The organism is Arthrobacter sp. DMZ02-1R, assembly GCF_057747935.1.
On record NZ_CM173230.1, the window covers coordinates 3,096,021 to 3,107,859 of the forward strand.

Annotated in this window: 8 protein-coding genes; 4 read left to right on the plus strand and 4 right to left on the minus strand. The window is 63.9% G+C overall.

Translation table 11 applies throughout. From position 1 onward, the window contains the following. Nucleotides 1–10: 10 nt before the first annotated feature. Both AC3ANQ_RS14870 and AC3ANQ_RS14875 read right to left on the minus strand, forming a co-directional pair. A complete protein-coding gene (locus AC3ANQ_RS14870; protein WP_488301756.1) occupies nucleotides 11–1,438 on the minus strand; it encodes a class II 3-deoxy-7-phosphoheptulonate synthase in 1,428 nt (475 codons plus the stop codon). A 67-nt stretch (nucleotides 1,439–1,505) separates the two neighbouring features. Then, the gene (locus AC3ANQ_RS14875; RefSeq protein ID WP_488305338.1) at nucleotides 1,506–2,309 is read right to left on the minus strand and encodes a lysophospholipid acyltransferase family protein; all 804 of its coding nucleotides are present in this window, start codon (nucleotides 2,307–2,309) and stop codon (nucleotides 1,506–1,508) included. 302 nt (nucleotides 2,310–2,611) lie between these two features. Here AC3ANQ_RS14875 and AC3ANQ_RS14880 point away from each other — a divergent pair, with 302 nt between their 5' ends. Next, nucleotides 2,612–3,427 carry an alpha/beta hydrolase gene (locus AC3ANQ_RS14880; protein WP_488301757.1) on the plus strand — a complete coding sequence of 272 codons (816 nt, stop codon included), beginning with the start codon at nucleotides 2,612–2,614 and terminating at the stop codon, nucleotides 3,425–3,427. Next, nucleotides 3,420–3,977, plus strand: a complete 558-nt coding sequence (locus tag AC3ANQ_RS14885; RefSeq protein WP_488301758.1) for a hypothetical protein — start codon at nucleotides 3,420–3,422, stop codon at nucleotides 3,975–3,977. Before AC3ANQ_RS14880 ends, AC3ANQ_RS14885 begins: the two co-directional genes overlap by 8 nt. Before the next feature lie 41 nt (nucleotides 3,978–4,018). Here AC3ANQ_RS14885 and AC3ANQ_RS14890 read toward each other — a convergent pair whose 3' ends face one another. Next, entirely contained in the window at nucleotides 4,019–5,134 is a 1,116-nt protein-coding gene (locus tag AC3ANQ_RS14890) for an ROK family glucokinase (RefSeq protein ID WP_488301759.1), read from the minus strand. Between the two features lie 207 nt (nucleotides 5,135–5,341). On the opposite strand from AC3ANQ_RS14890, the gene AC3ANQ_RS14895 reads away from it, so the two are divergent. Further along, nucleotides 5,342–7,153 carry an AMP-dependent synthetase/ligase gene (locus AC3ANQ_RS14895; protein WP_488301760.1) on the plus strand — a complete coding sequence of 604 codons (1,812 nt, stop codon included), beginning with the start codon at nucleotides 5,342–5,344 and terminating at the stop codon, nucleotides 7,151–7,153. Nucleotides 7,154–7,245: 92 nt separating this feature from the next. Here AC3ANQ_RS14895 and AC3ANQ_RS14900 read toward each other — a convergent pair whose 3' ends face one another. Continuing rightward, the gene (locus tag AC3ANQ_RS14900) at nucleotides 7,246–10,641 is read right to left on the minus strand and encodes a pyruvate carboxylase (protein ID WP_488301761.1); all 3,396 of its coding nucleotides are present in this window, start codon (nucleotides 10,639–10,641) and stop codon (nucleotides 7,246–7,248) included. A gap of 313 nt (nucleotides 10,642–10,954) precedes the next feature. Here AC3ANQ_RS14900 and AC3ANQ_RS14905 point away from each other — a divergent pair, with 313 nt between their 5' ends. Continuing rightward, nucleotides 10,955–11,773 (plus strand): ParA family protein, encoded by an 819-nt coding sequence (locus tag AC3ANQ_RS14905; RefSeq protein WP_488301762.1) that lies wholly within the window; start codon nucleotides 10,955–10,957, stop codon nucleotides 11,771–11,773. The last annotated feature ends 66 nt before the right edge of the window (nucleotides 11,774–11,839 follow it).

The following is an 11,839-nucleotide window of genomic DNA, read 5'->3' on the forward strand; positions in this document are numbered from 1 at the left end:
GCTCGCTGGACTACCGCTTTGTGAGGGCCCCAGCAACAAGGAATGCCATCTCAAGGGACTGCATGTGGTTCAGGCGGGGATCGCACACCGACTCGTAGCGGTCCAGGAAAGCGTCCTGGTCAATGGGGTCGGCGCCGCCCAAACATTCCGCGACGTCGTCGCCGGTCATCTCCATGTGCAAGCCACCCGGTACAGTGCCCAGGGCGTGGTGTACCTCGAAGAAACCGCGGACTTCGTCCACGACGTCGTCGAAGTTGCGGGTCTTGTACCCGTTGGGCGAGGTGACCGTGTTCCCGTGCATCGGGTCCGTAACCCAGAGAACCTGCGCGCCTGAGGCAGTGACCTTCTCGACGACGGCGGGCAGCTTCTCCCGGATGTTCTTGGAACCCATCCGGGTGATGAAGGTGAGGCGGCCTGGCTCGCGGTTCGGGTCCAGCTTGTCAATGAGCCGCAACGCGTCGTCTCCGGTGGTTCCGGGACCGAGCTTGACGCCGATGGGGTTGCGGACACGGGAAAGGAAGTCCACGTGCGCGTGATCGAGCTCACGCGTACGCTCCCCGATCCAGAGGAAGTGGCCGGAGGTGTCGTAGGGAAGGCCCGTGCGGGAGTCGATGCGGGTCAGGGCACGCTCGTAGTCAAGCAGTAGCGCCTCGTGGCTCGCGAAGAACTCCACGCGCTTGAGGGCTTCGAAATCGGCACCGCAGGACGCCATGAACTTTATGGCGCGGTCGATGTCTCTCGCCAAGGACTCGTAGCGGGCATGGGCGGGGTTTTCCGTGAAGCCCTTGTTCCAGAGGTGCACCAGGCGAAGATCCGCGAAGCCGCCCTGCGTGAAGGCGCGGATGAGGTTCAGAGTGGAGGCCGAGGTGTGGTACGCCTTCAGCATGCGGCTGGCGTCGTGGGCCCGGGACTCCGGAGTGAAGTCGTAACCGTTGACGATGTCGCCACGGTAGGCGGGTAGCGTCACGCCGTCGCGGGTCTCTTCGTTCGAGGATCGCGGCTTGGCGAACTGGCCGGCCATGCGGCCCATCTTGATGACGGGCATGGCCGCGCCATAAGTTAGGACAACGGCCATCTGCAGGATAGTACGGACGCGGGCGCTGATCTTGTCGGCTGTGGCATCCTCGAAAGTCTCCGCGCAGTCGCCACCTTGAAGAAGGAAAGCCTTGCCCTGGGCTGCCGCGGCCAAGCGCTCGCGCAATATGTCGACTTCGCCGGCGAAAACCAGCGGCGGAAGCACGGAGAGTTCTTTGACGGAGGCATCGAAGACGCCCCTATCAGTCCAGGTGGGTTGCTGCGAGATAGGCAGTTGGCGCCAATCGTCCAAGCCGGGATAGTTTGCCGCGCCACTTTGCGCAGTACTGGTCAGGGGGCTGCCCAGGGAACTAGTCATGGGGCCGGTCACGGACGGTGCGGGGTTCGCGGATAGCTCAGTCACTCTCCAAGACTAGTTGCCTTGCCCGCTGTTCGGCGCACAGCTGCCGTAACTGATATTCGCCGGGCCGTCACACTTTTCCAGACACTCCATCGTCGCCGTCGTCCGGCTCCGATCCGCCGGCGGACCCGGGCTGCTCTTCAGTTCCGGCATCGGCGGGAATTGTTCCGCTGCCGCTCTCCGGGCCTGGAAGCTGCCCGGCCAGTCGCTGCTTGACGATGGCGGCGTATTCGTCCACGTATTCCTGCCCCGAGAGTCGCATGAGCTCGTACATGATTTCATCGGTCACGGCCCGTTGGACGGCGCGGTCTTCCTCCTGGCCGTAGTACCGGCTGAAGTCGAGCGGCTGGCCGAAGATGATCCCGATGCGGCGGATATTGGGCAAACGCTTGCCGATGGGTTGGACCTTTTCAGTGCCGATCATCGCTACGGGAACAACGGGTACCCTCGTCTGGAGCGCAAGTTTGGCGACGCCCACTTTGCCCCGGTACAGCTTGGCATCGGGACTGCGGGTGCCCTCGGGGTAGATCCCCAACAGGCCGCCGGCAGCCAGGACATCCCTGCCGGCTTGCAAGGACAGCTCGGACGCAGCCCCACCCGAACGGTCCATGGGCAACTGGTTGGTGAGTCGGAAGAACATGGCCGTGAGCCTGCCCTTGAGTCCGGTGCCCGTGAAGTACTCGGACTTTGCCAGAAAGCTGACGGGTCGAGGCACCATCACCGGCATGAAGATCGAGTCCGAAAAAGACAAATGATTGGAAGCCAAAATCGCGGGACCATCGTGCGGAACATTGTCGAGGCCCTTGACCCAAGGACGGAACAGCAATTTGAGAACCGGACCCAAAAAGATCCCTTTCATGACCCAATAGAACACTTTGGTTCCTCTCCGGGGCGGCGTCTGCTGGGCGTCCGGACGGTCCCGGCCGGCACTCAAAAGCCACCCTACTCCAGTGAGAAATCTCCAGAACAGTGACACGATGGACTCATGACGGAAAGCAGTGTTCCGGGCGTCATTGGCCCTTTGCACTACCCCGGCCACGGTCCAAACGCCGGCACCGGGGTAGCGATTTGCTATGGCCATGTCGCCACCCTTGATGTGGACGCGGCGACAATACTAGAGGAATCGACCACCTTTTTCCCGCAGCATGCCGCCAACAGAGTAGCCTCGGAGTCATCATGAACACTCTCCCTGATCCCTCCCCGTACGCCAGCAGTTTCACCGGTAGTGGACCGAGCATCGGCGTGGTGATGAGCCACGGTTTTACGGGCAGTCCGCACAGCATGCGCCCGTGGGCGGAGCATCTTGCAGCGGAAGGCTACGCCGTGCGGCTGCCTTTGCTTCCGGGCCATGGGACCACGTGGCAGGACATGGCTACGCGGCACTGGCAGGAGTGGCACTATGCTGTGGATGCGGCGTATCTCGAGCTCCAGGCCGAGTGCGATTTCGTTTTCGCTGCCGGCCTGTCGATGGGCGGGACGCTGGCTCTCCGGATCGCGGCCACTCGCCCCGTCGCCGGCACAGTCGTCGTCAACCCTGGCTTGGTGATTGACGACCCCCGCGCGGCAGTGGTTGGCGTCCTCAAGCACGTCATGAAATCCACCCCGGCCATTGCCAATGACATCCTCAAACCAGGCATGGACGAGGGCGCCTACCCGAGGACTCCGGTCGCCGCGGCCCATGAGCTGAAGAAGATGTACAAGGACACGGTCACTCTCCTCCCCCGGATTTCCGCCCCAGTGCGCGTCTTCCGTTCTTCCGTGGACCACGTGGTTTCGGACCGAAGCATCAAGCAGTTGAGGGAGCGTGTCACAGCTCCGATGGAGTTCAGCATGCTGGCGAACAGCTACCACGTGGCCACACTGGACAACGATGCCCTGGAAATCTTCCGCGGCTCGGCCGAATTCATCCGGAAAACGATGGCTGGACTGGCCAACAGCTCCGCCCCTGCCCGCCCGTCCGGCGCCGAACTCCGGGACATACCCCATGAATAGGCCTGGACCGGACTCACCGGACCAGAGCGCCAACAACGACGACGACGCCGTCTGGCTGGATCTGGTGGCGCGGCTTGAGTCGATGCCTTCCTCGCCGCTCGACGAACCGCGGCCGGCGGGAGGCCTCCCCAAGGATCCCGGAACAGAACCGGGTCCAGGACCGGACGCTGTTCCGGGTACATCGACGTCCCGCTCTTTCCAGGACTTCGATCCCCTTGGATTGGCTAGGAGGGGCGCTGCCGATGAACCCGGCGCACGCGAAGACGAAGGCAGCGGGGCGACCGGTCCGCGTGACTTTGAAGTCGAGGACGAGGGCGGGTTCGTGCCGGAGGATCCACCGAGCCTGGCCGGTACTGAACCGCTGACAATGCTCGCCTGGCTCGGAGCCGTGGGCGGTCCCCTTGCCCTGCTGTTTACCGCAATGTTCTGGCGCTCGGCGCCCCTCCTGGCCGTCATGGGCATCTTGGCGGCATTTTTAGCTTCGGTGGTGTACCTCATCATGAAACTGCCCCAGGAAAAAGACGAGAACGACGACGGCGCCCGCGTCTAAGGGATTGCCGCGCCTCGGATTACCGGACAGCGGAGCTTGTGCTAGCCGCGCGCCCTGCCGCTGACCCGCGACAGGTCGGCGGCACCGATCATCCCTGCCCGGGGCCCGAGAGCCGCAAGCTTGATGGCGGCTGCCGGCCGGAAGCCACGGCCCGTGAGGTTCCGAGTGAATGCGGTCCGCGCGGGGCCCACAAGAAGCTCGCCGGCATCGCACAGGCCGCCGCCGATAACAAACGTTCCCGGGTCCAGCGCTGCCGCGAGATTCGCAAGGCCGAGCCCGAGCCAGTGCCCCACTTCTTCCAGGAGCTCCCTCGAGGCGGAGTCCCCCGCTTGGGCCCGTTCCGTCACGGTGACGCCCGTGATGTTCTCCGCAGTGCCTCCGGCAGCCTTGAGCAATTCGTAGGCAACCGGGGAATTCCGCAGGGCCAGCTCCCTGGCTTCCCTGCCGAGCGCGTTCCCAGACGCGTATTGCTCCCAGCAGCCCCGGTTGCCGCATTCGCAGCGGTGCCCGCCGGGCACCACGATTTGGTGCCCGAACTCCCCCGCTACTCCGAATCGCCCACGTTCCACGCGTCCGTCCATGACCATGGCACCACCAATGCCGGTGCCGAGCGTGATGCAGACAAGTCTGCTCTCTCCCTGCCCTGCGCCGAAGCGCCATTCAGCCCAAGCGGCTGCGTCGGCGTCGTTGGTGACCAGGACCGGGCGCCGCAGCAAGCTCTGCAGGTTCTCCCGCAGCGGTTCGTTGCGCCAAGCGAGATGCGGGCTGAACAGCACCGTGCCGCCGTCGAGGTCCATCCAACCGGCGGCGCCGATCCCCACTGAAGCAATCCGGTGGCTTCTGCTCAACTCTTGGACAAGCTCGACGATTACCTGCTCCACGGCCCGGGCATCATTGCCCGGGGTGGAGCGCCGCGCTTCATCGACTACATGGCCCGAGGGATCCACAACTCCCGCGGCCACTTTCGTGCCGCCGATGTCGATCCCGATAGCCAATCCCCTGCGGCCTAGATGGGAGCGGCGCGCGGCCCATGGAACTGACTCCCAGCGAATGCCGCCATCGGTGGAGCCGGGGCGCCGGCCGGTTGCGGTTGAACCGGACCAGGAAATCTTCCGAACGCGTGCCGTGGTCTGGTCGTTGGATGAATTCAGAGGCATGCCGCCATCCTATTCCGAGTGCCGCATATGTACGGACATGCGCCTTGTATGAACGGGCGTTGTACCCAGCTGCATTGGATGAATGGCACACTTCACGTAATGTTACTCATCAGTAACTTGAAATTGGTGAATTGCGCCGCACCCGTTACTTGGCCGTATAGAGTTAGAGCAGCCCCGCAATGGTCTGTTGATATCGAAGGAGCTATCGTGCGTGAATTCAGCGTTCCGCCCTTGGTGAATGTTGCCCCCGAAACCAACATCACGGACCTCGTGGTTCGTCAGGCCGCCAAGCCATCCAACCCCGCCCTGTTTGCCAAGCTCAACGGCGCCGGCCAATGGCAGGACATCCGGGCAACTGAATTCCTCAACGACGTGTCCGCGCTGGCAAAAGGCCTGATCGCTAGCGGCGTCGCGGTAGGCGACCGCGTGGGCATCATGTCCAGGACCCGGTACGAATGGTCCCTCGTGGACTTCGCCGTGTGGTTTGCGGGCGGCATCTCCGTGCCGATCTACGAAACGTCATCGCCGTCACAGGTGGCCTGGAACCTGGGCGATTCGGGCGCCGTTGCGGCATTCGCCGAGTCCCCACACCACGAGGACATCATCCGCCAAGCCGTCACGGCTGAAGGCCTCAGCTCAGTTGCCCATGTCTGGCAGCTTGAGGGAGGCGGCCTTGATACCCTCCGCGCCGCCGGGAGCGGGATCAGCGACGAGGAACTCGAGTTGTGCCGCGGCAGCGCCGTGCTTGCCGACGTCGCCACCATCATCTACACCTCCGGCACTACCGGGCGCCCCAAGGGTTGCGAACTAACGCACGGCAACTTCGTGGAACTTTCAGAGAACGCGCTGGCTTCCCTTGGTGACGTCGTCAATGAGGACGCCAAGACCATCATGTTCCTCCCGCTGGCCCACGTCTTTGCCCGCTTCATCTCGGTCCTGACTGTCGCAGCCGGCTCCCAGGTCGCCCACACCCCGGATATCAAGAACCTTCTCGGCGACCTCCAGAGTTTCCAGCCGTCGTTCATCCTCGCCGTTCCCCGCGTCTTCGAAAAGGTCTTCAACTCGGCCCTCACCAAGGCGGAGGACGGTGGCAAGGGCGCCATCTTCCATAAGGCAGTGGACACGGCAATCGCCTACTCCAAGGCGCAGCAGTCCGGCTCCGTCGGGCTCGTCCTGAGGCTCAAGCACGCCGTCTTCGACCGTTTGGTGTACGGGAAACTCCGCGCGGCAATGGGGGGCCACGTCAGTCACGCCGTCTCCGGTGGTGGCCCCCTAGGCGAACGGCTAGGGCATTTCTTCCACGGTATCGGCTTGCAGATCCTGGAAGGATACGGGCTGACCGAGACCACGGCGCCCATTTCAGTAAACACCCCGTCCCTGATCAAGATCGGCACGGTAGGGGCACCGCTTCCCGGCAATGCGGTCAAGATCGCCGACGACGGCGAAATCCTCGCCAAGGGCGTCTGCGTCATGAAGGGTTATTACAAGCGCGACGACCTTGCTGCGGACACCTTCGTGGACGGCTGGTTCCGCACAGGTGACATCGGCGAACTGGATGAACAGGGTTTCCTGAAGATCACGGGCCGCAAGAAGGAAATCATCGTCACGGCCAGCGGCAAGAACGTGGTGCCGGCCCTCCTCGAGGACCAAATCCGGGCGGACGCACTTGTCTCCCAGGTCCTGGTGGTCGGCGACAACCGGCCCTTCATCGGCGCGCTGGTCACCCTCGATGAGGAAGCCCTGCCGGGCTGGTTGGAACGCCATGGCCTTCCAACGTCCACCACTCCGGCGGACGCTGCCGGCAACACTTTGGTCAGGGCGGCCGTCCAGGAACTGATCAGCCACGCGAACCAGTCCGTCTCCCACGCGGAGGCCATCAAGTCGTTCCGCATTGTGCCGTCAGATTTCACCGAGGCCTCCGGCCACCTCACACCGTCCTTGAAGGTCAAGCGCGCCCAGGTCATGAAGGACTTCGACGCCGTGATCGAGGAAATGTACTCGACGCCCAAGGCGTCCTGACGCCCCGGACCCTGACATATCGGGAAAAGGAAGGTCCCGGGCTCACGAGCCCGGGACCTTCCTTCATGCCTGCTCTGCGAAGAAGCGAGCTGTCATTCGACGACGATCAACAAATCGCCGCCCTGAACCTGCTCCACGTTGTTGATGGCGAGGCGGGAGACCGTGCCGGCTACCGGCGTCGTAATGGATGCCTCCATCTTCATCGCCTCAATGGTGGCCACGGTGTCGCCTGCCTTGACGGCGTCGCCGGCTTTGACCGTCAGCGTCACGGCACCGGCGAACGGCGCTGCAACCTGACCGGGCTGGGACGCATCAGCTTTCTCCGCGGCCTTCACGTTGCTGACGACTGACTTGTCGCGAACCACCACGGGGCGGGACTGGCCGTTGAGCTTGCACATGACGGTGCGCATGCCCTTTTCGTCCGGCTCCGAGACTGCTTCGAGGGAGGCGATCAGGCGCACGCCCTTTTCGAGTTCCATGACGTGCTCGGCGCCCAACTGGAGGCCATAGAGGTAGTCGCGGGTGTCAAGGACCGACAGGTTGCCGTAAGTGTCTACGCTCTTGAGGTAGTCCTTCGTGGGACCGTCGAACAGTAGCCGGTTCAAGGTTCCCTGGCGGGACGTGGAATCGCCCTTGAGGGCCGCACTGTCCTCGGCGCTCAGTTCGACGTCGCGGACCTTGATGCTGCGGCCCTGGAGCGCCTTGGTGCGGAACGGCTCGGGCCATCCTCCGGGAGGATCTCCCAGTTCACCCGACAGGAATCCGATGACGGAGTCCGGGATGTCATAGTTCTGCGGGTTCTCGTTGAAGTCCGCCGGGTCCGCATTGAGTCCTACCAGATGGAGCGCGAGGTCGCCCACCACCTTGGAGGACGGGGTCACCTTGACCAGGCGGCCCAGAATACGGTCCGCTGCGGTGTACATGTCCTCGATGGCCTCAAAACGCTCGCCGAGCCCTAGCGCCATGGCCTGCTGGCGCAGGTTGGACAGCTGGCCACCAGGGATTTCGTGCTGGTAAACCCGGCCCGTGGGGCCCGGAAGCCCGGATTCGAACGGCGCGTAAACGCGACGGACAGCTTCCCAGTAGGGCTCCAGCGCGCTGACGTTCGCCAGGCTGAGGCCGGTATCCCGCGGGGTATGTGCCAGGGCGGCCACAAGGGCCGACGCCGAAGGCTGGCTGGTCGTGCCGGCCAGGGACGCGGACGCGACGTCGACGGCGTCCACGCCGGCGTCCACGGCTGCCAGCAAGGTGGCCAGCTGGCCACCTGCGGTGTCGTGGGTGTGCAGGTGGACCGGGAGGTCGAAACGCTCGCGCAAGGCGCTGACAAGCTTGGCAGCGGCCGCAGGGCGGAGCAGGCCAGCCATGTCCTTGATGGCGAGGATGTGTGCACCGGCGTCGACGATCTTCTGGGCGAGGCCCAGGTAGTAGTCGAGCGTGTACAGCTTCTCGTCCGGGTCCAGGAGATCGCCTGTGTAGCAGAGCGCGACTTCGGCTACGGCGGTGCCGGTTGCACGCACCGCACGGATTGCCGGAGCCATCTGGTTGACGTCGTTGAGGGCGTCGAAAATGCGGAAGATGTCGATGCCTGTTGCCGCGGCCTCATTGACGAATGCCTCGGTGACTTCTTCCGGGTACGGCGTGTACCCAACAGTGTTCCGGCCACGGAGCAGCATCTGGATACAGACGTTGGGCAGCGCCTTGCGCAAAGCGGCGAGGCGGTCCCAAGGATCTTCGCCGAGGAAGCGCAGTGCGACGTCGTATGTGGCACCACCCCAGGCTTCGACCGACAGCAGTTCGGGCAGCAGGGCGGAAACGGCAGGGCCGGCTGCGACGAGATCGCGGGTACGGACGCGAGTGGCAAGGAGCGACTGGTGCGCGTCACGGAAGGTGGTGTCCGTGACCGCAACGGCGGTCTGCTCGCGCAGGGCCTTGGCGAATCCTTCCGGACCCAATTCCAGAAGCCGCTGGCGGGATCCCGCCGGTGCTACGACCCCGGAAACCGGAGGCAACTTGGCCGCGGGGTCGGAGTGGACCTTGAGTTCCCCGTTGGGCTTGTTGACGGTTACGTCGGCCAGCCAGGTCAACAGTTTGGTTCCGCGGTCTGCTGAAACGTGGGACTTCAGCAACTCGGGGCGCTTGTCGATGAAGTCGGTGGCGACGTTTCCGGCAATGAAGTCCGGATCAGCAAGAACAGCCTGGAGGAAGGGGATGTTGGTGGATACGCCACGGATTCGGAATTCGGCCAGGCCGCGCCGCGCGCGGGCCACGGCGGCCGGGTAGTCGCGGCCGCGGCAGGTCAGCTTGACCAGCATGGAGTCGAAGTGCGGACTGATCTCGGCACCCGAGTAGACCGTGCCGCCGTCGAGACGCACACCGGCGCCGCCTGCGGAACGGTAGCCGGTAATCTTTCCGACGTCGGGGCGGAAGCCGTTGGCGGGATCTTCCGTGGTGATGCGGCACTGCAGGGCGGCGCCCTTGATGGATACCGACTCCTGGCTCAGGCCGAGGTCTGCAAGGGTCTCGCCCGATGCGATGCGCATCTGTGCCTGGACCAGGTCAACGTCGGTGATTTCCTCGGTGACTGTGTGCTCTACCTGGATGCGCGGGTTCATCTCGATGAAGACGTGCTGGCCAGCGCGTTCGCCCTCCGTGTCCACTAGGAACTCGACCGTTCCGGCGTTGACGTAGTTCAGGGCCTTCGCGAAAGCCACGGCGTCGCGGTAGAGGGCTTGGCGGATGGACTCATCCAGGTTAGGGGCCGGAGCGATCTCCACGACCTTCTGGTGGCGGCGCTGCAGGGAGCAGTCACGCTCGAAGAGGTGCATGACATTGCCCTGGGCATCGGCCAGGATCTGGACCTCGATGTGACGAGGACGCAGGACGGCCTGCTCCAGGAACATGGTGGGATCGCCGAACGCAGCGTCCGCCTCGCGCATGGCCGCCTGGAGGGCTTCCGGAAGGTCCTCGCGCGTCTCCACCCGGCGCATGCCGCGGCCACCGCCACCCGCAACTGCCTTGGCGAAGATCGGGAATCCGACCTCGTCCGCTGCAGCAATGAGCTCGTCGATGTCGCGGGACGGCGCGCTGGACTTCAGGACCGGTACGCCGGCCTTGCGGGCGGCCTCGAGGGCGGCGACCTTGTTGCCGGCGAGCTCCAGCACCTCCGCCGGCGGGCCGATAAACGTTATGCCCGCGTCTTGGGCAGCCCGGGCGAGGTCCGGGTTTTCAGACAGGAACCCGTAGCCCGGGTAGATCGCGTCTGCACCCGATTCTTTGGCTACACGGATGATTTCGTCCACGTCGAGATAAGCACGGACCGGATGACCCTCTTGGCCAATCAGGTAGGCCTCATCAGCCTTCTGCCGGTGGATCGAGTTGCGATCCTCATACGGGAAGACCGCTACGGTCTTGGCGCCCAGTTCATAGCTAGCGCGGAAGGCCCTGATCGCGATTTCGCCGCGATTAGCCACCAGAATCTTGGAAAACATGCTTCTCCTGCATCATTGCGGGTGTAACGGTCGGTGGTCACAGTGTGTAAGACCTCCATACCCAAACACAAATCTTTGTGGTGACAGTCACACGGGGATTCGTCACGAGCAGTGTACCTTCGCGCACGATACGGATTCACGTGCTAAAGACCGGAGAAGTAACAAGCCATCCAAGCCGTTCAGGGCTGATAAGGCAGGAATCGGTGGCCACTCAACATATGATGTTGAAGGGCGGCGGCAGAGCCCCGGTTCCGGCGCAGCCGGAACGCAAGCACCGCGACACGGCAACCGGCGTTAGGTTTTGGGTTTTCAAGTGCAAGTAGTCAGCATCAGCAGCCTTAAAGGCGGCGTGGGAAAGACATCCGTAACCACTGGGTTGGCCTCGGCCGCACTGGCCGCAGGCATCCCCACCCTTGTTGTGGACCTGGATCCCCACGCCGACGCCACCACAGCCCTCGGCGTCCAGGCCGGAGACCAGCTCGACATTGGCCGGATGCTGAAGAATCCCCGCAAGGCCAGGCTCCTGGACAACGTGGTCAGCAGTGGCTGGGTTGAACAGGCCCGCCGCAATGGCGGAGGGACGGCCCTTGATGTCGCCGTCGGATCCGCCTACACCGGAATCTACGATCGGCCGGACCTCGGGCGCCGCGATCTCCGCCGACTCTCTGCCGTCCTCGCTCCCGCCGATAAGTATGAGCTGGTGCTTGTGGATTGCCCGCCATCACTCAACGGGCTGACCCGCATGGCTTGGAGCGCGAGTGACCGCGTTGTGCTTGTTGCCGAACCCGGACTCTTCTCAGTAGCAGGCACCGAACGCACCATGCGTGCAATCCAGCTGTTCCGCCAGGAATTCGCTCCGCAACTGGCCCCTGCAGGCATTGTGGCCAACCGGGTCCGTCCCGCCTCGTCCGAGCACACATTCCGGCTCGCCGAGATGGAATCGATGTTCGGCGAGCTCTTGTTGGCGCCACAAATTCCAGAGCAGGCGAACTGGCAGCAAATACAGGGTGCAGCGCACGCTGTGCATCACTGGCCCGGTGATTCCGCCAAGAACACGGCCAAATTGTTTGACACCCTCTTGGAGAACCTGCTGTCCTCACGCAACGGCACGCGGGAACGCCGCCAGCGCTGACCCAGGTCCGGTGCCCGCGCCCAAAAGCTGCGTCGCGGAGAGAAACGCTATGAAGCCGCCTTCCTC

Coding starts and splice junctions, on each gene's coding strand:
- AC3ANQ_RS14900 (WP_488301761.1), bottom strand. CDS start 10,641: ATGTTTTCCAAGATTCTGGTGGCTAATCGCGGCGAAATCGCGATCAGG.
- AC3ANQ_RS14890 (WP_488301759.1), bottom strand. CDS start 5,134: ATGCCTCTGAATTCATCCAACGACCAGACCACGGCACGCGTTCGGAAG.
- AC3ANQ_RS14880 (WP_488301757.1), top strand. CDS start 2,612: ATGAACACTCTCCCTGATCCCTCCCCGTACGCCAGCAGTTTCACCGGT.
- AC3ANQ_RS14885 (WP_488301758.1), top strand. CDS start 3,420: ATGAATAGGCCTGGACCGGACTCACCGGACCAGAGCGCCAACAACGAC.